16 protein-coding genes are annotated in these 19855 nt (G+C 74.5%); 11 read left to right on the top strand and 5 right to left on the bottom strand.

Translation table 11 applies throughout. The features are described from left to right. Positions 1-3: 3 nt before the first annotated feature. Genes ABZ249_RS26370 through ABZ249_RS26360 form a run of 3 tightly spaced genes read left to right on the top strand, consistent with a single transcriptional unit; the run spans position 4 to position 2582 of the window. A complete protein-coding gene (locus ABZ249_RS26370) occupies positions 4-738 on the top strand; it encodes a hypothetical protein (RefSeq protein WP_355268068.1) in 735 nt (244 codons plus the stop codon). Positions 739-765: 27 nt separating this feature from the next. Continuing rightward, a complete protein-coding gene (locus tag ABZ249_RS26365) occupies positions 766-1896 on the top strand; it encodes a sensor histidine kinase (RefSeq protein WP_355268065.1) in 1131 nt (376 codons plus the stop codon). After that, the gene (locus ABZ249_RS26360) at positions 1893-2582 is read left to right on the top strand and encodes a response regulator transcription factor (RefSeq protein ID WP_355268062.1); all 690 of its coding nucleotides are present in this window, start codon (positions 1893-1895) and stop codon (positions 2580-2582) included. The genes ABZ249_RS26365 and ABZ249_RS26360 overlap by 4 nt, the downstream gene beginning before the upstream one ends. 59 nt (positions 2583-2641) lie before the next feature. On the opposite strand, the gene ABZ249_RS26355 is transcribed toward ABZ249_RS26360, so the two are convergent. Together ABZ249_RS26355 and ABZ249_RS26350 are read right to left on the bottom strand one after the other, a co-directional pair. Beyond that, positions 2642-3910 carry a metallophosphoesterase family protein gene (locus ABZ249_RS26355; RefSeq protein WP_355268059.1) on the bottom strand — a complete coding sequence of 423 codons (1269 nt, stop codon included), beginning with the start codon at positions 3908-3910 and terminating at the stop codon, positions 2642-2644. Positions 3911-4181: 271 nt separating this feature from the next. Next, on the bottom strand, positions 4182-5135 hold the full coding sequence (locus tag ABZ249_RS26350; RefSeq protein ID WP_355268056.1) for a WYL domain-containing protein: 954 nt from the start codon (positions 5133-5135) through the stop codon (positions 4182-4184). Positions 5136-5197: 62 nt separating this feature from the next. Here ABZ249_RS26350 and ABZ249_RS26345 point away from each other — a divergent pair, with 62 nt between their 5' ends. Beyond that, positions 5198-7432: an ATP-binding cassette domain-containing protein gene (locus ABZ249_RS26345; protein WP_355268053.1), complete on the top strand. Its 2235-nt coding sequence runs from the start codon at positions 5198-5200 to the stop codon at positions 7430-7432. On the opposite strand, the gene ABZ249_RS26340 is transcribed toward ABZ249_RS26345, so the two are convergent. Then, positions 7418-8824 (bottom strand): serine hydrolase domain-containing protein, encoded by a 1407-nt coding sequence (locus ABZ249_RS26340; RefSeq protein WP_355268050.1) that lies wholly within the window; start codon positions 8822-8824, stop codon positions 7418-7420. The genes ABZ249_RS26345 and ABZ249_RS26340 overlap by 15 nt on opposite strands. 238 nt (positions 8825-9062) lie before the next feature. Here ABZ249_RS26340 and ABZ249_RS26335 point away from each other — a divergent pair, with 238 nt between their 5' ends. Genes ABZ249_RS26335 through ABZ249_RS26320 form a run of 4 tightly spaced genes read left to right on the top strand, consistent with a single transcriptional unit; the run spans position 9063 to position 12614 of the window. After that, positions 9063-10310 carry a class I SAM-dependent methyltransferase gene (locus ABZ249_RS26335; RefSeq protein ID WP_355268047.1) on the top strand — a complete coding sequence of 416 codons (1248 nt, stop codon included), beginning with the start codon at positions 9063-9065 and terminating at the stop codon, positions 10308-10310. Positions 10311-10337: 27 nt separating this feature from the next. After that, complete coding sequence (locus tag ABZ249_RS26330) at positions 10338-11081, top strand: methyltransferase domain-containing protein (protein WP_355268044.1); 744 nt, start codon at positions 10338-10340, stop codon at positions 11079-11081. A 2-nt stretch (positions 11082-11083) separates the two neighbouring features. After that, the gene (locus ABZ249_RS26325) at positions 11084-11704 is read left to right on the top strand and encodes a dTDP-4-dehydrorhamnose 3,5-epimerase family protein (protein WP_220560682.1); all 621 of its coding nucleotides are present in this window, start codon (positions 11084-11086) and stop codon (positions 11702-11704) included. Continuing rightward, on the top strand, positions 11694-12614 hold the full coding sequence (locus ABZ249_RS26320; protein ID WP_355268041.1) for an NAD(P)-dependent oxidoreductase: 921 nt from the start codon (positions 11694-11696) through the stop codon (positions 12612-12614). The genes ABZ249_RS26325 and ABZ249_RS26320 overlap by 11 nt, the downstream gene beginning before the upstream one ends. Before the next feature lie 15 nt (positions 12615-12629). On the opposite strand, the gene ABZ249_RS26315 is transcribed toward ABZ249_RS26320, so the two are convergent. Then, positions 12630-13739, bottom strand: coding sequence for a DegT/DnrJ/EryC1/StrS family aminotransferase (locus ABZ249_RS26315; protein ID WP_355268038.1), 1110 nt, complete (start codon positions 13737-13739; stop codon positions 12630-12632). 235 nt (positions 13740-13974) lie between these two features. Here ABZ249_RS26315 and rfbB point away from each other — a divergent pair, with 235 nt between their 5' ends. The 3 genes from rfbB (at position 13975) to ABZ249_RS26300 (ending at position 18631) form a co-directional block, all read left to right on the top strand. Next, entirely contained in the window at positions 13975-14952 is a 978-nt protein-coding gene (gene rfbB / locus ABZ249_RS26310) for a dTDP-glucose 4,6-dehydratase (protein WP_355268035.1), read from the top strand. A gap of 201 nt (positions 14953-15153) precedes the next feature. After that, complete coding sequence (locus ABZ249_RS26305) at positions 15154-15717, top strand: NAD(P)H-dependent oxidoreductase (RefSeq protein WP_355268032.1); 564 nt, start codon at positions 15154-15156, stop codon at positions 15715-15717. Positions 15718-16330: 613 nt separating this feature from the next. Beyond that, positions 16331-18631, top strand: a complete 2301-nt coding sequence (locus tag ABZ249_RS26300) for a LuxR C-terminal-related transcriptional regulator (protein ID WP_355268029.1) — start codon at positions 16331-16333, stop codon at positions 18629-18631. Positions 18632-18749: 118 nt separating this feature from the next. On the opposite strand, the gene ABZ249_RS26295 is transcribed toward ABZ249_RS26300, so the two are convergent. Continuing rightward, positions 18750-19709, bottom strand: a complete 960-nt coding sequence (locus ABZ249_RS26295) for a UbiA family prenyltransferase (RefSeq protein ID WP_355268026.1) — start codon at positions 19707-19709, stop codon at positions 18750-18752. Between the last annotated feature and the right edge of the window lie 146 nt (positions 19710-19855).

Raw genomic sequence — 19855 nt, 5'->3', positions numbered from 1 at the left:
CACATGACCTCTCCCCGAACACCCGTGTCCGTTCCGGCCCTCCACCTCCCCGTCCGGTGGGTCGGCGGTGTGTGCGCGGTCCTCGCGCCCCTGCTCCTGGCGGCCGGCATGCTGGTGCGCCTCCCCGCGGCGTTCACCCCCGCGGCGCAGCTCACCGCCTACGGGCACCATCCCGTCACCATGACCGTCTCGCACGCCCTCACCGGGGCCGCGCTCCTGCTGCTGTGGCCCGCCGCGGCGGTGCTCGCGGCGCGCGTCGCCGAACGCGCCCCCGCCTGGGGCCTGTGGGGCGGGCTGGCGGTCGTGTCCGGGCTGGTCGCCCGGGTCTTCCACGCCGGGGCGGACCACATGGCCTTCCGGTCGGCCGAGGCGCTCGGGGCCGCCGCCACCGCCCGGGTCGTCTCCGAGACCTACGGTGCCTTCCACGTGTTCTCGACGCTGAACGCGGTCATCCCGGCCGGTTGGGTGATCCTCGCGTTCGGCGCGCTGCGCGCCCGGGTCCTGGGGCCGGTCCGCGCCCTGGCCCTGGCCGCGACCGCGGCGCTGCCGCTGGGCGTGCTGAAGGGCACCGCGCCGCTGTCGCTGGTCGCCGTGGCCGGGCTCGCGATCGCGCTGGTGCCCACCGGAGTGGAACTGCTGCGCGCCCGGCCCAGGCCGCGGCCGGCCGCGGTCCTGGGGTGGGGAGCGGTGGCCCTGGCGGCGCTGGCGGCGCTGACGGCCCTGGGCCGGCTGGGCTGAGCACACCGGTATCGGTACCTTTACGCCATGGATTCCCGCGATGTCCGTCGCCCCCGTGTCCAGGACCTGGTGGCGGCGGTCGCCGCGACCGCGGTCTACACGGGCTTCGCGTACCTGCCCGGGACCGACGGGCAGCCCGCCTACCCCGGCCCGCCCTGGCTCGCCGTCGCCATCGCCCTCGGGGTCGGCGCGCCGCTCGTGTTCCGCCGCCGGTGGCCCCTGGCGGCGTTGGGCGTGATCCTGGCCGCCCTCACCGCAGCCACCCTCCTGGACCTCACCCGGGAGCCCTATCTGGCGGCCGCGCTGGCCGCCCACACCGCGGGGTCCGCGCCGCCCTCCCGGCGTTCGGCGCCCGCGCTCGCCGCCGCGCTGGCGGTGGCCTGCGGCGGGGTGTACGCCGGTCAGGCGCTGGTCACCCCCTCCGGTGACCGGGCGGAGGCGGTCGGCCTGGCCCTGCTGGTGGCGGCGGCCGTCGGCGGCGCGTGGGCGCTGGGGGCCGCCGTCCGCGTCCGGAAGGAGCAGGAGGGCCGGTGGGAACGGCACCTGGCGGAGCGGGCGGCGGCCGAGGAGCGGCTGCGGATCGCCCGTGACATGCACGACGCCGTCTCGCACACCCTGGGCCTGATCACGGTGCGCGCGGGTGTGGCCGCCCACGTGCCCGAGGCCGACCCGCGAGCCGCGCTCCGGGACATCGAGGAGATCGGCCGGTCCGCGCTGACGGACGTGCGCCGCACCCTCGGGGCGCTGCGGGAGGGCGGACCGCTCTCCCCCGCCGACGGGGACCTGCGGGAGGCGATCGGGGACGCGGAACGCGCCGGGGTCGCCGTGGAGTCGTCGGTCGGCGGCCTGGACGCCCTGTCCGACGCCCCCCGGGCGCTGGTGCACCGGATCGTGCGGGAGGCCCTGGCCAACGCGGTCAAGCACGCCGCCCCGACCCGGTGCCGGGTCACCGTGGCGGTCGGGGACGGCACGGTCGCCGTCGACGTCGTGGACGAGGGGCCGGCGGGGTGGCGGCGGCCCCGCCTCCCGGGCGGGCACGGGCTGGCGGGCCTGCGCGAACGGGTGCTGCTGTACGGCGGCGAGCTCTCGGCGGCGCCGCGCCCGGGCGGCGGGTTCGCGGTCTCCGCGCGCCTGCCGGTCGCGGAGGAGGGGCGGTGACGGGTCCCGGCGTCCGGGTGCTGGTCGCGGAGGACCAGGCGATGCTCCGGGGCAGCCTCCGGTTCCTGATCGACCACACCCCGGGGATGGCCGCCGCGGGCGAGGCCGCCACCGGGGCGGAGGCGGTGGAGGAGGCGCGGCGCCTGCTGCCGGACGTCGTCCTGATGGACATCCGCATGCCGGTCCTGGACGGCATCGAGGCCACCCGCCGGATCTGCGCGGACCCCCGGACGTCCGGGGTCCGCGTGCTCGTCCTCACCACCTTCGACCTGGACGAGTACGTCTACGCGGCGCTGCACGCGGGGGCGGCGGGCTTCCTGCTCAAGGACACCCCGCCCGCGAAGATGATCGAGGCCGTCGGCGTCGTGGCCTCCGGGGAGTCGCTGCTGTCGCCCTCGGTCACCCGCCGGCTGATCGCCGCCTTCGTCCGCGGCCCCGGGGCCGGGCGCCCGTCCGCCCTGCCGGGGAGTGTCACGGAGCGGGAGACGGAGGTGCTGCGGCTGGTCGCCTCGGGGTTCTCGAACGCTGAGCTGGCCGAGCACCTGCACCTGAGCATGGCCACGGTCAAGACCCACATCGGCAGGCTGCTGGCCAAGCTCCACGCCCGGGACCGGGCCCAGCTGGTGATCGCCGCCTACGAGTCCGGGCTGGTGGGCGCCGGGCGCGCGGAGCGGCCCCGCGCCTAGGGCGGAGCCCCTGCCGGGAGGGCCGCGGCGCCCCCGGGGGCCGGGGGCGCCGCTCCCGGTCAGAGCGTGTCGGTGACGCGCTTGCCGTCGCTCTTGTCGATGGTGAAGGCGTCCACCACCGTGCCGTCGGCGGTGCGCGCGGTGTAGACCAGCCGGTCGCCGTCGACCTCCACGGCCTGGAAGGTCGGGGTGTCGGCGATCTGGACGCGGGCCTCGGCGCCGTTGGAGGTCCAGTTGCCGTCGGAGACGTCGTACATCTTGGTGCCGGTCACCGCGACGGTGTAGACGGTCCCGGTCTGCACGGCCGGGTCGTCGGTGCGGTTGGCGGTGAGGTTGCCGCGGGCGTAGGAGTGGTCGTGGCCCTGGAGGACCAGGTCGACGCCGTGCTCCTCCAGGGTGTCCAGCCAGGCGTCGCGCAGCGGCCGGTTGTCGCGGCTGGGGCTGTTGGAGAAGACGGGGTGGTGGAAGGTGACCACCGTCCACTCGTGGGGGTTGGACTCCAGGGTCTCCTCCAGCCACCGCTGCTGGGTGTCCAGCCAGGAGCGGGTGCTCAGCGGGGCGGCGTTGCGGTAGTTGGAGTTCAGGACGACGAACCGCACGCCCTGGTAGTCCGTGTGGTAGACGGTCTCGGGCAGGTGGCGGCCGCCGGTGGGGCCGTTGCCCGCACCGGGGAACTGGGCGGTCCAGTAGCGGCTCAGGGACAGCAGCGAGTACTCGTGGTTGCCGGGGGCGGTGATGTGGTTCATGGTGCCCGCGGCCTCGGGGCCGATGGCGTCGAACCACTCGGTCCACTCCGACTCGCTGTCGGCCGTGTTGATGAGGTCGCCGGCGTGGACGGCCAGTTCGGCGTCGGGCTCGGCGGCCAGGGCGGCCCGCACCATGGTGGCGCCGCCGGTGGAGATGCCGTTCTGGATGTCGCCGAAGTACAGGAACGTGAAGGGGTCGGCGCCGGAGGAGGCCGTGGTGAAGACCCGCCAGGGGCTGAAGGAGGTCCCGTCGCCGACGCGGTACCGGTAGTCGGTGCCGGGGGTCAGGCCGGTGGCGGTGGCGGCGTGGAAGGTGCCGTTGACCGAGGCGGTGTCGGCGCCCTCGACGGTGTCGACCCGGTCGGGGTCGGCGGCCGGGGCGATCTGGAGCACCGGGTCGCCGGAGCCGTCCGAGCGCCAGGTGAGGGTCTGCGAGGTGGCGGGGTCGGCGGTGGGGGTGAGGATCACGCGCTCGGGGTCGGTGGCCGCGGTCGCGGCGGGGGCGGTGGCGGCGACCGCGGTCAGGGCCAGGAGGGTCGAGCCGAACAGGGCGAAGGCGCGGCGGGCGGCGAGGGGGGACACGGGGGGTGCCTTTCTGCCGGGGAACGCTGACGCAGCGACGGTAGCCGCCCGGGGGCAACGCGGTGTGAACGGTCGGGGACCATCAGTCGCGGCCCGGTGAACGCCGTACGTGCGCACTGTTACCGCCCCTGCGCAGGGGGTCGGCGCTGTGCCCTGGGGCCGGGAGCGGCCGCCTCCGGGTCCGCCGCCCCGCACCCGATCCGGTGGACACAGCGCCCGGGGGTGGGCGGCGCCCACCCGGGCCCGGAACGGCACCGCCGACGGCCGGGGCCTAGCCCTGTTCCGCCAGGCGGGCGCCGAAGGCCCGCAGGGCCGCCCGCGCCTCCGGCGGCCCGTGCACGGTGACGTCGGCGTCCAGGAACGCCAGGGGCGTGAGCAGCCACTCCCAGGTGTCGGCCATGACCGCCACCCGGGTCCGCTCCCCCGCCAGGGCCTCGACCTCGGCGTCGTGCTCGGCGAAGGCGTCGGCGACCGCCGCAGCGGGCGCGGCCACGGTGAGGACGACCCGTGTGCGCTCCCGGTCCAGGCCGCGCCGGAGGTACTCCGCGGCGGTGTCGGCGGGCAGCGGCCGGGGCGTGAAGGCGTCGTGCGTCGTCCGCAGGCCGGCCATGCGGTCCGTGCGGAACACCCGCCAGTCCTCGCGGCCGGTGTCCCAGGCCAGCAGGTACCACCGGCCCCGGTGGTGGACCTGCCGGTGGGGCTCGACCCGCCGCGAGGACTCCCGCCCGGTGCGCCCCCGGTAGTCGAAGGCGACGGTCCGCCGGTCCCGGATCGCGTCGGCCAGGGCGGCCAGGCTCCCGGCCGCGGTGCCCGGCCCGGGCGGCGTCGTGCTCTCCAGGCTCTCCCGGAGGCGGGCCGCCCGGTGCCGCAGCCGCGCGGGCAGGTACTGGTCGACCTTGCCGTAGGCGCGGGTGGCGGCCTCCTCCACGCTCCCGCCCTCGGCCGCGCCGCCCGCCGCCAGGGCGGCCAGCGCCAGCAGGGTCGCGGTCGCCTCGTCGTCGTCGAACACCAGCGGGGGCACGGAGGAGCCCGCGACCAGCCGGTAGTGGCCGCCGGGCCCGGGCCGGGTGCTCACCGGGTAGCCGTAGCCGCGCAGGCGGTCCACGTCGCGGCGCAGCGTCCGGGGGCTGACGCCCAGCCGCGCGGCCAGTTCCTCCCCGGTGAACGAGCGCCCGGACTGGAGTGTGGTGAGCAGGGCGAGGGTGCGCCCGGTGACGTCCGCCATGGGTCCAGTCTCGCCGATATCGCGGCCGGATTCCGGCCACATCTGCTCGTAGCGTCGCCGGTATGGAGACCAACGCGGTGATCCGCCTGCGCGGAGTGCGGACCAACAACCTCAAGTCCATCGACCTCGACATCCCGTGCGGACGCCTGGTGGTGTTCGCGGGCGTGTCGGGTTCGGGCAAGTCGTCGCTGGTGTTCGGCACGGTCGCGGCCGAGGCCGGGCACCGGCTCAACGAGACCTTCCCCCCGTTCGCCCGGGAGCGGCTGCCCAAGTGGAGCCGCCCCGACGCCGACCTCGTCGAGGGGCTCACCCCCGTGGTGGTGGTCGGGCAGCGCCGGCTGGGCGGCAACGCCCGCTCCACCGTCGGCACCGCCACCGGGGTCTGGGCGTACCTGCGGCTGCTGTTCTCCCGGATCGGCACCCCGCACGTGGGCGAGGCCTCCCGGTTCTCGTTCAACGACCCGGCGGGGATGTGCCCGGCCTGCTCGGGGCTGGGCGAGACCGTGGTGAGCGCCGTCGACCGGTTCCTGGACCTCGACCTGTCGCTGGCTCAGGGGGCGATCCGGGTGCCGGGGTTCGGCGACGGCCGCCACTGGTACGAGCGCTACGCCGACATCGGCTCCTTCACCGCCGACACCCCGCTGCGCGAGTGGACGCCCGAGGAGCGCCGCGCCCTGCTGTACGGCGGCGAGCACGCGGCGCGGCTGGGCACCCGGCCCGCCCGCGAGTACGAGGGGATCGTGGAGCGGTTCGAGCGCATCCACCTGCGCTCCGGCGGGGAGGCCTCCGAGCGCAAGCGCGAGGTGACGGCCCGGTTCACCCGCGCGGCGCCCTGCCCGGAGTGCGGGGGCGACCGCCTGAACGCGGCGGCCCGCGCCGCCACGGTCCGCGGCCGCACCCTGGGCGGGCTCGCCCGCACCGAGATCGCCGACCTGGCCGCCTGGGTGCGGGAGGTGGACGACCCCGCCGTGGCCCCGGTGGTGGCCGGGCTGGAGGCGCGCCTGCGGGCCCTGGTCGGGATCGGGCTGGGGTACCTGCACCCGGGCCGGGGCACCGCGAGCCTGTCCGGCGGCGAGTCCCAGCGGATCACGACCGTCCGGTACCTGGCCGGGGGCCTGGTGGGGATGACCTACATCTTCGACGAGCCCACCACGGGCCTGCACCCGCGCGACGTCGCGTCGATGACGGAGCTGCTGCTCCGGCTGCGCGACCTGGGCAACACGGTCCTGGTGGTCGAGCACGACCCGGCCGTCATGGCGATCGCCGACGAGGTCGTCGAGATCGGCCCGGGGGCCGGGGCCGACGGGGGCCGGGTGGTCCACCAGGGGACCTTCGGCGCGCTGCGGTCCGCGGGCACGGCCACCGCCGCGGCCCTGGCCGCCCGGGCGCCGGTCCGGGCCGTGCCCCGCCCGGCCACCGGGGCGCTCACGGTGCGCGGCGCCCGCCGCAACAACCTCAAGGACGTCACCGTGGACGTGCCCACCGGGGTGCTCACCGTCCTGACCGGCGTCGCCGGCTCGGGCAAGTCCAGCCTGGCGGCGGAGCTGGTCGAGGGGCACGGGGCGGTGGTGCTCGACCAGCGGCCGGTGACCGCCCACCGGCGCTCCACCCCCGTCACCTACACCGGGATCGCCGCGCCGCTGCGCGCGCTGTTCGCCGAGCGCAGCGGGCTGCCCGCGAGCCGGTTCAGCGCCAACTCCGAGGGCGCCTGCCCCGAGTGCCGGGGGCTGGGCACGGTCCGCGTGGACCTGGCGTTCCTGGAGGCCGAGGAGGTCCTGTGCCCGGTCTGCGAGGGCCGGCGCTTCACCGAGGAGGTGCTGCGCCACCGGGTGGCGGGGCTGACCATCGCCGACATCGACGCCCTCACGGTCGCCGAGGCCCTCGCCCTGCTGCCCGACGAGGCGATCCGGACGGCGCTGCGCCGCCTGGACCGGGTGGGGCTGGGCCACCTGCGGCTGGGACGGCCGCTGACGAGCCTGTCCGGCGGCGAGTGCCAGCGCCTCAAGATCGCCCGGGAGCTGCGCGACGCCGCCGGCCCGACCCTGTACGTCCTGGACGAGCCCACCACCGGGCTGCACCCGGGCGACGTCGCCGTGCTGCTCGGGGTGCTGGACCGGCTGGTCGAGCGGGGGCACACCGTGGTCGTCGTCGAGCACGACGTGGACGTCATGCGCCACGCCGACCACCTCATCGACCTGGGGCCGGGGCCGGGCGAACGCGGCGGGCGGGTCCTCTACCAGGGACCGCCCGCCGGGATCGTCGGCACGGCGACCGCCGAGGCCCTACACGGCGGGTGAGTCCACCCGGGGCAGGGCGCGGCCGTTGCGGTGGGCGTACTCCTGCCCCGTCTCCAGCCGGTAGAAGGTCACCGGCGACCAGGTCACGGCGTCCTCGGGGCGGGTGGCGTACACACCGGGGGCGACCGCCGCCATGGGGTGCTCCTGGACGGGGTCGGGCCGCAGCTCGGCCAGCGGGCCCAGGGCGGTGCTGCGCAGTACCGGGCCGTCCGCGCCCGCCAGCACCTCCAGGCGCCCGGCGGCGCCCTCGTACACGCCCAGGTGCGGGGTGACGTCGTGGTGCGGCGGGTCGGCGGGCGGTTCCAGGGCGCCGGGGACGCGCACCCCGGCCAGGGCCTCGAACACCTCCCGGTACAGGTCCTGGTAGAGGTCGCGGGTGCGGCCGCCGTTGGTGAGCAGGGCGACGGCCAGGCCCGCCCCGGGCAGCAGACGCAGGAACGCGGACTGGCCGATGGTGTTGCCGTCGTGGCCGATGGCGCGGTGCCCGTCCCAGTCGTAGCGGATCCAGCCCAGCCCCCAGGAGTCGCCGAGGGTGTAGGGGTCGGGCAGGCCCACCTGCGGCTCGGCCATGGCGCGGACGGTGTCCCGCGACAGCAGGCGGGTCCCGTCGGCCGTGGTGCCGCCGCGCAGGTGGAGGGCGGCGAAGGCCAGCACGTCGCCGACGTCGGCGGTGACGCCCCCGGCCGGTCCGATGGCCCGGGGCAGCCCCCACTGCGTGGTCCGCACCGGGTCGGGCAGGCCCTCGACGTGGCCGGTCGCGGGGTCGTTCAGCAGGGCGTGCTCGGGCAGGGTGCCGGTGCGCTCCAGGCCCAGCGGCGCGAAGAGGCGGTCGCGCATCGCCTCGTCCCACACCTGCCCGGTGAGGCGTTCGATGATCCGGCCCAGCAGCACGAACCCGGAGTTGCAGTAGGAGAAGGTGGCGCCCAGGGGGTGGACGCGGAGGGCGTCGGCGAGCGGTGCGACGTAGCGCTCGATCGCGTCGTCGCCGCGGCCGGTGTCGGTGAACAGGTCGCCGTCGATACCGCTGGTGTGGGTGAGCAGGTGGCGGACGGTGACCCCGGCGGTGGTGGCGCCGGCGGAGGGGACGAGCTCGGGCAGGACCTCCGCGACGGGGGTGTCCAGGGCCAGCAGGCCCTCCTCGACCAGGCCCATGACGACGGTGGCCGTCCAGACCTTGGAAACCGAGCCGATCTGGAAGGCGGACCTGGGGGTGACGGGGTGGCCGGTGTCGGTGTCCAGGACGCCGTGCGCCACCGCGGCGGTCTCCTGCCCCCCGTCGGGGGACAGGCGCAGGATGCCGAGCTGGGCGCCGGGGACGCCGTGCCGTCCGGCGAGGTCGGACAGCCGGGCGGCCCAGTGGCCGGGGTCGAGGGGGGTGGGTTCGTCGGGCAAGGTGCTCCCCTGTCGGTCGTGGCCGGTGGGTCCCGGTACCGGGACCCACCGGCCACCCTAGAACGTGCCCCGCGCTCCGGTCCGGGGACCCCGCACGGCCCGCCGACCTGACACGCGCCGGGACCGCCCGTGGCCGATCCGCCGCCCGGCGGGCATGCTCGGGCCAGATCGCTCCGGCCCCGGCGGCCCGGACCCGGGGTCCGGGCCGCCGGGGCGACACCGCTCAGGAGGAGACCCCATGGCCGCGCCCGCGCAGTCCCCGCCCGCCACGACCCGGTGCCGCGTCTGCGGCGGGTCCGTCGAACGCTTCCTCGACCTGGGCCGGCAGCCGCTCTCGGACGTCTTCCGCTCGCCGCAGGACGACACCGAGGAGTTCTTCTACCGGCTGCACGTGGGGCAGTGCGGCTCCTGCTCCATGGTGCAGCTCATGGAGGAGGTCCCCCGCGAGCGCATGTTCCACGCCGACTACCCGTACTTCTCCAGCGGCTCCTCCGTCATGCGCGAGCACTTCGCCGGCACGGCGCGGGGCTTCCTGGAGACGGAGCTGACCGGGAACGACCCGCTCATCGTCGAGATCGGCTCGAACGACGGGGTCATGCTCTCCACCGTGCGCGACGCGGGCGTCCGCCACGTCGGGTTCGAGCCGTCGGGGAGCGTGGCCGCGGTGGCGCGCGGCGCCGGGATCCGGGTGCGGGAGGAGTTCTTCGAGGCCACCACGGCGGAGGCGCTGCGGCTGGAGGAGGGCCCCGCGGACGTCATCTTCGCCGCGAACACGTTCTGCCACATCCCCTACATCGACTCCGTCCTCAAGGGCGTGGACGCCCTGCTGGGGCCGGACGGCGTCTTCGTGTTCGAGGACCCCTACTTCGGCGACATCGTGTCCCGGACCTCGTTCGACCAGATCTACGACGAGCACTTCTTCCTGTTCTCGGCGACGTCGGTGCGCGCGATGGTGGCCCGCCACGGCCTGGAGCTGGTCGACGTGCGGCGGCTGCCCGTCCACGGCGGCGAGGTGCGCTACACCATCGCCCGCGCGGGCGCGCGGCCGGTCTCGGACGCGGTGACCGCGCTGATCGCCGAAGAGGAGGAGCGGGGGCTGCACTCCCCCGACACCCTGCGGGCCTTCGCCGGGTCGGTGGCCTCGGTCAGGAACGGCCTGATCGCCCTCCTCGAGCGGATCGTCGCGGAGGGCGGGACGGTGGACGCCTACGGCGCCACGGCCAAGAGCGCGACCGTCGTCAACTACGCCGGGCTGGGCCCCGGCCTCATCCGCCGGGTCTACGACAGCACCCCGGCCAAGCAGGGCATGCTCACCCCCGGGGCGCACATCCCCGTGGTACCGCCCGCCGCCCTGCGCGAGGACCCTCCCGGACACCTGCTGCTCTTCGCCTGGAACCACGCCGAGGAGATCATGGAGAAGGAGCGGTGGTTCCGCGAGCAGGGAGGCCGCTGGGTCCTCTACGTCCCCGAACCGCACACGGTCTGACCCGGCGCAGCCGACGAGGAGTCCGCCATGAACAGCCCCTCCGCACCGCTCTCGGGGATCTACCGGTCCTCGGCCGACCTGTACGAGGCCATCTACAGCCGCCGGGGCAAGGACTACGCCCGCGAGGCCGGGCAGATCGCCGCGCTGGTGCGCGAGCGCCGGCCCGGGGCGGCGTCGCTGCTCGACGTCGCCTGCGGGACCGGCTCGCACCTGGAGCACCTGAGCGCGCACTTCGAGCACGTCGAGGGGATCGACCTGGCCCCCGACATGGTGCGGGTGGCCCGCGCCAAACTCGCCGACGTCCCCGTCCACATCGGCGACATGCGCGATTTCCGCATCGACGGCCGGTTCGACGTGATCACCTGCATGTTCAGCTCCATCGGCTACGCCGGCGGCGAGCGCGGGCTCGTCGAGGCGCTCGACACCTTCGCGCGGCACCTGGCGCCGGGCGGGGTGATCGTCCTGGAGCCGTGGTACTTCCCCGAGACCGCCCTGGACCGCCACGTCGTGGGCGACGTGATGACGGTCGGGGACCGGACCATCGCCCGGGTCTCGCACGCGGTCAGGGAAGAGGGGGCGCACCGGATGCGCGTCCACTACGTGGTCGCCGATCCCGCGGAGGGCATCCGGGCCTTCGAGGACGAGCACGTGCTGGCGATCATCGAGCGCGGGATCTACGAGAAGGCGTTCGCGGCGGTGGGCTGCGACGTGGACTACGTCGAGACGGAGGGCCCCGGCCTGTTCGTCGCGACCTCGCGACGGAACGGGTGAGGATGCGCGCGCGTCAGCTGTCGATCCCGGGGGCGCTGGTGTTCACGGCCCCGGTGTACTCCGACCCCCGCGGCACGTTCACCTCACCGTTCCTGGCCTCGGCCTTCGCCGAGGCCGCGGGGCACCCCCTGTTCGCCCCGGCGCAGATCAGCCACAGCCGGTCGCGCCGCGGCGTGGTCCGCGGGGTGCACTACACCGCCACCCCGCCGGGCATGGCCAAGCTCGTGCACTGCCCCCAGGGCCGGGCCCTGGACTTCATCGTCGACCTGCGCACCGGCTCGCCGGCGTTCGGGCGGTGGGAGAGCGTCGAACTGGACCCCGCCTCGGGGAGGTCGGCCTACCTGCCGGTGGGTGTGGGCCACCTCTTCGTCGCCCTGGAGGACGACACCGTGATGTCGTACTTCCTCTCCCGGGAGTACGTCGCGGAGAACGAGCGGGCCGTCGCCCCCTTCGACCCCGACCTGGGGCTGGAGATCCCGCCGGGGCACACGCAGATCTCCGAGCGCGACCGGGTGGCCCCGTCCCTGGGCGAGGCCGCGCGGCTGGGGGCCCTGCCCGACTACCGGGAGTGCCTCGTCCTCGAACAGTCCCTCCACGCCGGGGAGGGCGGCCGTGTCCGGTGAGCGGGTCGCGGTGATCGGCGCGACCGGCTGGGTGGGGCGGCACGTGTGCGCCGCCCTGGCCGCGCACGGCCACGGGGTCGTGGCGCTGGCGCGGTCGCCGGCCGCGCACCTGTCCGGGTACCCGTTCCACCCCGTGGACCTGACGTCCGTGCGGCCCGGGGCGCTCGCCGGGCTGCTGCGCTCGGAGCGGGTGACGGCGGTGGTGAACGCGACCGACGCGGCCAACGCCAGGGACGGGTGGCACCGGCCCGACGCGGTCGTGCACGAGGCGAACACCACGGCGGCGCTGACCCTGGTGCGGGCCGTTCGGGAGCTGGCGGACCCGCCCCGGCTGGTGCACCTGGGGACCCTGCACGAGTACGGCGAACAGCAGTGGGGCGGGCGGGTCCGCGAGGAGGACCCGGCCCGCCCCCGCGGCGCCTACGCGCGCAGCAGGCTGATCGCGAGCGAGACGGTGCTGGCCTCGGCGGGCCCGGGGGTCCCGGACCCGGCGGTGCTGCGGCTGGCGAACGTGTGCGGGCCGCACCCCTCCCCCGCCTCCTTCCCCGGCCTGCTCCAGCGGTCGTTCCGCCGCGCCCTGGCGGGCGAGCGGCCGTCGCTGCGGATCGCGGGGGACCACCGCGACTACGTCGACGTCCGGGACGTCGCCCGCGCGGTGGTGCGCGCCTGTGAGCGCGGCGGGGGCCTGGTCAACATCGGCGGGGGCCGCGCCGTCGCGGTCAAGGACATGGTCGCCCGCATGGTGGAGGTGTCCGGGGTGCCCGCGGACGCCGTCGAGCAGACGCCGGGGGACGTGGGCGGGTTCGGCGGCGGATGGTCCCTGGCCGACGTGTCCGCCGCCGAACGCCTGCTGGACTGGCGCCCCCGGATCCCCGTGGAGCGCTCCCTCCACGACATGTGGCACGCCTGAGCGCTCCGGCCCCGGTCAGATCCGGGCCAGGACCTCCCTCAGTGCGCCGATGACCTTGTCCTGGGCGCCCTCCGACAGCGACGGGTACATGGGCAGCGAGAAGATCTCCCGGGCCAGCCGCTCGGTCACCGGCAGGTCGCCCTCGGAGTAGCCCAGGTGCGCGAACCCGCTCATGGTGTGCACCGGCCAGGGGTAGCTGATGTTGAGGTGGATGTCGTGTTCGCGCAGCGCCTCGATGATCGCGTCGCGGCGCGGGTGGCGCACCACGTGCACGTAGTACACGTGGTCGTTGCCGGGGGCGGTCCGGGGCAGGATCAGGTCGGTGTCGGCCAGGGCCTCGGCGTAGCGGCGCGCCACCCGGCGCCGCCCCTCGATGTAGGAGTCCAGGCGGGCGAGCTTGCCGCGCAGGATCTCGGCGTGCACCTCGTCCAGCCGGCTGTTGTGGGCCGGGGTGGCCACCGTGTAGTAGCGCTCCTCCATGCCGTAGAAGCGCAGGCGGCGCAGGTTCGCGTCGACCCCGGCGTCGGGGGTCAGGACGGCGCCGCCGTCGCCGTAGGCGCCCAGGACCTTGGTGGGGTAGAAGGAGAAGGCGGCCGCGTGGCCCATGGTGCCCGCGATCCTGCCGTGGTGCCGGGCGCCGTGCGCCTGCGCGCAGTCCTCGACGACGGCCAGGCCGTGCTCCTCGGCCAGCCGCAGCAGCGGCTCCATGTCGACGCACTGGCCGTACAGGTGCACCGGCAGGAGCGCCCGGGTCCGGGGCGTGATGGCGGCGGCGACCTGCTTCACGTCCATGAGGAAGTCCTCCTCCCGGACGTCGACGAACACCGGGGTGGCGCCCGTGGAGTGGATGGCGACCACGGTGGGCGCCGCGGTGTTGGAAACGGTCACGACCTCGTCGCCGGGGCCCACTCCGAGGGCCTCCAGTGCGAGGACGAGCGCGTTGGTGCCGTTGTCCACTCCCACGCAGTGCGCAGTCCCGTGGTAGCCCGCGAACTCCCGCTCGAATCCGCGGACGCTCTCGCCCAGGACCAGCTGCCCGGAACGGAAGACCCTGTCGACCGCGGCCAGGATCTCTTCCCGTTCGGCTTCGTACTCTTCCACGTAGTCCCACACCCGCATGGCCATGACCACTCTTTCCCGTGTGAAATTCGACGAACCGAGGCTCGCAGGAAAGGATATGCGTGTCAATGGCGTCGATCCATTTTTTTCAACCTGACAAACCAGCGCGCAAATCCTTGCCGCATTGGCTTTCACGACCATTATTTTCAGGTGATCGGAGGTTTCAATACGATCAGCGCCGCCCTCTGTGAATGAAACCTTCGCGACCGCCGGTCGAACACGGGGCGAGCACGGAGGCACCATGAGGATTCTGGTGACCGGGGCCGCGGGATTCATCGGCGCGCATTTCGTGCGTTCCGTCCTGGAGGACCTGCTGCCCGGGACCGAGGGGGCGCGGGTGACGGCGGTCGACCTGCTCACCTACGCCGGGGACCGCCGGCGGCTGCCCGAGGAGTCGTCCCGCCTGTCGTTCGTCCGGGCCGACATCACCGACGCGGCCCGGATGGACGGGCTCGTCCCGGGCCACGACGCGGTGGTGAACTTCGCGGCGGAGAGCCACGTCGACCGATCCATCGCGGCGGCCGAGGCGTTCGTGCGGACCAACGTGCTCGGGACCCACGTCCTGCTCGACGCGGCGCGGCGCGCCGGCGGGGTCCGCTTCCTCCAGGTCTCCACCGACGAGGTGTACGGCTCGATCGAGACGGGCTCCTGGGACGAGTCCTGCCCGGTGGCCCCCAACTCGCCCTACGCGGCCTCCAAGGCCGCGGCCGACCTGCTCGTGCAGTCCTTCGTGCGCACGCACGGACTGGACGCCCGCATCACCCGCTGCTCCAACAACTACGGGCCGTTCCAGCACCCGGAGAAGCTGGTGCCGCGGTTCACGACCTCCCTGATCGGGGGCGGGCGGGTGCCGCTCTACGGCGACGGCCTCAACGTGCGCGAGTGGCTGCACGTGGACGACCACTGCCGGGCCCTGGGCCTGGTCCTGGCCAAGGGAGAGCCGGGCCGCGTCTACAACATCGGCGGCAGCGGGCGCACCAACCTCGACGTGACCCGGCGGCTCCTGGAGCTGCTCGGCGCCCCGGAGTCGGCCGTGGACCGCGTGGCCGACCGGGCCGGGCACGACCGCCGCTACTCCGTGGACGACACCCGGATCCGCACCGAGCTGGGATACGCGCCCCGCGTGCCCTTCGACGAGGGGCTCGCGTCCACCGTGGCCTGGTACACGGAGAACCCCGACTGGTGGGGGCCGCTGCGCGGGGACTCCGCGGCCGGATGAACGGCGCGGCCCCCGGCCGGCCGAACGGGCGTCCCCCGCGGACGCCCTTCCTGCGGTTACGGCGGTTCGGGCCGGACCGGAACACGATCACAACCATTCCGGAGCCCCCGGGGGGCACAGTGGTCCGCAACCCTGCACCCCGGGCCGAACGGCCGGACCGCCAGAGAGGACCGTTGCACGGTGGAGAACGAGCGTACACGTGTGGCAGTGATCATCGGGAGCATCCGCAAGGACCGCTTCTGCGCGACCCCTGCCGCGTGGGTGGCGGAGCGCGCCCGCGCGCACGGCGACATCGACGTGGATCTCATCGACCTCGCCGAGGCGGACCTCCCGGTGGTCCTGCCCGGGGACGACGGGGAGCAGGCGCCCGACCAGGTCCGGGCGCTGGGCGAGCGCCTGGCGGCGGCGGACGCCTTCATCGTGGTGACACCGGTCTACAACCGCGGCTACCCCGCGTCGCTGAAGAACGCCATCGACTGGTTCTTCCAGGAGTGGGTCGCCAAGCCCGTCGGCTTCGTCAGCTACGGGGGCGTGGGCGGCGGCCTGCACGCGGTGGAGCAGCTGCGCCCGGTCTTCAGCGAGGTCCACGCCGCCACCATCCGGAACACGCTCAGCTTCCCGAACTTCTGGGACCGCTTCGACGCGGAGGGGCGGCCGGTGGAGGTGGAGGAGACGGAGATCGCCGCCAAGGCCTTCCTCGACCAGCTGATGTGGTGGTCCGACGTGCTGCGCGAGGGCCGCCGGAAGCGGCCGTACACCACCTAGAAGGGCCCGCGCGGGAAATCCGGGGGAATTCGCCGGCCCGGGCACCGTCCCCGGCGCCGGACGCCTTTCGGTGCGGGCGGGCGTTCACAGAGGGCCGGGGGAAATCCCGGGAAACGAACACGGAATGGGGTCCCGATCGGGACCCGGCGGGCGCCGGCGCCGGATCGGCTCATCCGGGCGGACATCCGGCCCGGCGCCGGCGCCCGCTATTCCGAGATGCGGACAAATGAATTATCCCGGAGCCCGGCCGACGGGGAAATGGAGAACCTTGGCACAGAACCGTCCTTACCGCTATGCTCGGTGACCGGGTGTACTCGAGAGTACACAGAACACGACACCCGACACCGGCCCGCAGCCCGGGGATTCCCGTACAACGGGGGCCGCCGCCCGCAGAGCACGAGACGACCACCCCCCTGACCCCGGCGCAGTGCGCAATGCACATCACCGATCGGACCACGGCACCGGAAGACGATTGAGCATGTCGCATTCATTGCCGCGCACCATGGGTTATGTAACCGCCCCGTACCGTACATCCTGGAACCATTTCTCCACCCCTCTCATCGGCCGCGAGGCGGAACTCGACCGGTTGGGGAAGTGGCTTTCGGACCCCGCAGTGCGCATTCTGACCATCACCGGCCCCGTGGGCGTGGGCAAGAGCCGGCTGGCCGCCGCGGCCCTGGAGAAGGTCGCGGAGACCTTCACGGCCGGGACGAAGATCATCGAACTCGACGTGGTGTGCCCGGAGATCGGAGGACTCAACTACGGCAAGTCCGCGGACGTCCCCCTGGAGGAGGTCGAGTCAGCCCTGGTCGACGTCCTCCCCTCCCCGGTGGCCGGGGCGCCGCCGACGGGAGAGGGGAGGTCGCTGCTGATCCTCGACGGATGCGAGCAGATCCTCCCCCAGCTCCGGGAGGCCCTCCCTCCCCTGCTCGCCGCCCGCCCGGGGACGACCGTCCTGGTCACCGGGCCGACGCCCATCGGGGCCTACGGGGAGGCCGTCCTGCGCCTGGCGCCGTTGCCCACCCCGGAGGCGGGCAACGGGGAGGAGTGGACCGACTCCCGGTCCCTGCCCTCCGTCCGGCTGTTCCTGCGGCGGGTCCAGGCGATCCGCCCGATATTCGAGTTCACCCCCGAGAACCACGAGGCGGTGATGCTCCTGTGCCAGAGGACCGACGGCCTGCCCCTGGCCATCGAGCTCGCCGCGGCGCGGATGAAGTTCTGCTCCGCGCGCGAGGTCCTGGACGGCCTGGAGGAGGACCTGGGGACCCTCTCCGGCGAGCACGGGGAGACCCTCTCCCGGCACACCGGTGTACAGGAGGCCATCGCCTGGGCCCTGCGCCAGATCACACCGCAGGAGCGGGCGCTTCTCGAACACCTCGCGGTCTTCCACTCCAAGGTCGACGTCCCGGCGGCCGTCGCCATCTCCGGCACCGGCGCGGACGAGACGGAGAAGCACCTGGCGCGCCTGGTGAACGTCAGCCTCCTCGACGCGGTCGAGGAGTCCGACGGCCAGATCGTCTTCCGCCTCCTGGGCCTGACCCGGCAGTTCCTCCTGGAGAGCATGCGCGCCGAGGGCCGGCTGGACGGCGCGCGCCGCGCCCACGCCGCGTACTTCGCGCGGTGGGCGCTCTTCCTGTGCGACCCGGCCACGCGCTGGAACCGCCCGCGCCGTTCCCAGGGGGTGTACCGCCGCCAGGCGGACCTCCTGGCGGCCATGGAGTTCCTGCTGGAGGAGGACCCCCTCACCGCCACCGACCTGGCCACCACCCTGGGGCTGTACGGGCACCAGGACATGGTCCGGGTCGCGGCCGTCCTGCGCGACGCGCTGCGGGAGGGCCTGCTCCCGGAGCGGCGGGCCCGGGAGGCCCGTTCGGCCCTGGGCCGGCTGTCGGTCCTCCTGGGGCGGTACGAGGAGGCGGAGGAGCTGCTGACCGCCGCCCGCCGCGAGCACGGCGCCTCCGGGAACGTCGTCGCCATGGCCGTCGACACCCGCTGGGCCGGGGTCCTCGCGCTCCAGCGCAGCTCCCCGCGCGAGGCCGAGGCCCTGCTCCGGGAGGCCGACGCCCACCTGTCGAGGTCCGGGGCCGAGGACGAGCGGTCGGGCGTGCTGCGCGACCTGGCCGAGGCCCTGATCGCGCGGGGGGAGCACCGGGCGGCCCGCAAGACCGCGGAGGCGTCCTTCTACATGGCCGAGCGGGTGGGCCACAAGGTCGGCGCGGCGGTGGCCGAGGCCGTCTTCTCCACCGCGATGCTCTGCGGGGGCCGCCCCGAGGACGAGCAGGAGGCCGAGGAGTGCCTCGAGTCCTCGATCCGCTGCCTGGCCGGGTGGAACTGCCTGCCCGCGCTGATCCCCGCGCTGGAGCGTGTGGCGGTGCTGCGCGCGTGGACCGCGCGCGGGCAGCGCGAGCCGCTGCGCCAGGCCGTGCTCATCGCCTCGGCGATGGCCGCCCGGCGCGCGGAGACCGGCTACGCCTCCCTGGCACCGCTGGCCGGAGAGGTGGAGCGGTCGTTGGACCAGGCCCGGAGCGCCCTCGGGGAACGGGCGTTCATGGAGTGCTGGTCCACCGGTCAGGGTCTGGACGTCAGGACGGTGGTGGCCGAGGCGCTCACACCGCTCCACACCACCGACGCCCCGGCCGCGGACACCGGCCCGGCACAGCCCGCGGGCATCACCGGGACCCCGCTGACCGCGCGGGAGCTCCAGGTGGCCGAACTGGTGGCGCAGGGCGACACCAACCACCGGATCGCCAACCGGCTGGGGATCTCCAAATGGACCGCGATCAACCATCTGCGCAACGTCATGCGCAAGCTGGAGATGTCCTCCCGGGCCGAGGTGGCCGGCTGGTTCGAGAAGACCCGGCGCGAGCACGGGATCGCGGCGGGCGGCAGGCCGGGCCACGGCTCCAGGGAGTGACGGGGGGACGGGCGGCCGCCCATGGGAGTGGGTGCTCCCCGCGGGGGAGCACCGGCCGTCCGCGTTCCCCGGGCGGCGGGCCCCCTTCCCCTCGGGGGGAGGGGGCCCGCCGCCCGCATTACAGGACGGCTTCGAGCACGTTGAACAGCAGCAGGCAGGCCACCACCGTCCGGAAGGCCCAGATGCCCCGGCTCCGCGCGACCAGCGGGTCGCCGGTGCGCAGGAACCCGGCGTACTGGCGCACCCGCAGGACCACGAAGGGCGCCAGGACGAGGAGGAAGGTCCAGGGCAGGGCGCCCACGGCCACCGGGACCACGATCACCGCGATGTTCACGCAGGTCAGCACGGCCAGGAACACCTTGTTCCCGGACTCGGAGGTGAGCACCGCGACGGTGCGGCGGCCCGCCTCGGCGTCGCCGCGCACGTCGTTGGTGTTGGAGTAGCCGGCGATCAGGAGCTGCCCGAAGCCGAACAGCAGGCCCTGGACCAGCACCATCAGGGGGAGCTGCCCGGTCACCAGCCCGTAGGGGGCGATCAGGAACGCCGCGGCGGAGAACAGGAGCACCGCCTCGCCGAGCCCGTAGTAGCTGAACTTCAGCCCCCAGGAGTACTGCACGCTCAGGAACGCCAGCAGGGCCATGGTGACGATCACCCACGGCTCGCCGGGGGCGTACAGCAGCGCGGCCGCCCACCACAGCACCCCCCAGACCAGGCCCGCGATGCCGAAGGCGCGCGCGTCGCGGACGGTGATCTCACCGGTGAGGAGGGGCTTGCGGGACAGGGGCCGGAGCTGGCCGCTGGGAGTCTCCACGTAGTTCGCGGTGTCGCTGCCGTCCTGCGCCCCGGTGACGTCGTCCAGGGTCATGACGGCCGCCAGCACGCCGAGCATCCCCAGGGCGAAGAACAGCAGCGCGAGGGGGGTGGTGCCGGACACGAGCGCGGCGGGTCCGAGCAGGGTGGCGACGATGACGAGCGCGAGGAGGAAGTCGATGACGAACTTGTACTTGACGAGCCGCGCGTAGCGGCCGACGGCGTGGAGGGGACCGCGCGCGGTCCGGGGAGGGGAGGTCGTGGACATGGGTCCTCCTGGACGTGTCGGGGAAAGGGGGGACGGGGGCTTTCAGCCCGTGACGGCGACGGTGGGCTCGCCGGGCTCGACCCCGGCCTCGCCCATCTCCTCGGCGATCCGCATGGCCTCCTCGATCAGCGTCTCCACGATCTTGG

Origin of the sequence: Nocardiopsis sp. NPDC006139 (genome assembly GCF_040614155.1) — a bacterium.
GTDB classification, from domain to species: Bacteria; Actinomycetota; Actinomycetes; order Streptosporangiales; family Streptosporangiaceae; genus Nocardiopsis; species Nocardiopsis changdeensis.
This window is presented reverse-complemented; position numbering and strand designations above follow the sequence as displayed.

Excerpts from the sequence above, each read along its gene's own strand:
- ABZ249_RS26370 (WP_355268068.1), top strand. The coding sequence starts at position 4 with ATGACCTCTCCCCGAACACCCGTGTCCGTTCCGGCCCTCCACCTCCCC.
- ABZ249_RS26365 (WP_355268065.1), top strand. The coding sequence starts at position 766 with ATGGATTCCCGCGATGTCCGTCGCCCCCGTGTCCAGGACCTGGTGGCG.
- ABZ249_RS26350 (WP_355268056.1), bottom strand. The coding sequence starts at position 5,135 with ATGGCGGACGTCACCGGGCGCACCCTCGCCCTGCTCACCACACTCCAG.
- ABZ249_RS26345 (WP_355268053.1), top strand. The coding sequence starts at position 5,198 with ATGGAGACCAACGCGGTGATCCGCCTGCGCGGAGTGCGGACCAACAAC.
- ABZ249_RS26335 (WP_355268047.1), top strand. The coding sequence starts at position 9,063 with ATGGCCGCGCCCGCGCAGTCCCCGCCCGCCACGACCCGGTGCCGCGTC.
- ABZ249_RS26330 (WP_355268044.1), top strand. The coding sequence starts at position 10,338 with ATGAACAGCCCCTCCGCACCGCTCTCGGGGATCTACCGGTCCTCGGCC.
- ABZ249_RS26325 (WP_220560682.1), top strand. The coding sequence starts at position 11,084 with ATGCGCGCGCGTCAGCTGTCGATCCCGGGGGCGCTGGTGTTCACGGCC.
- ABZ249_RS26315 (WP_355268038.1), bottom strand. The coding sequence starts at position 13,739 with ATGGCCATGCGGGTGTGGGACTACGTGGAAGAGTACGAAGCCGAACGG.
- rfbB (WP_355268035.1), top strand. The coding sequence starts at position 13,975 with ATGAGGATTCTGGTGACCGGGGCCGCGGGATTCATCGGCGCGCATTTC.
- ABZ249_RS26295 (WP_355268026.1), bottom strand. The coding sequence starts at position 19,709 with ATGTCCACGACCTCCCCTCCCCGGACCGCGCGCGGTCCCCTCCACGCC.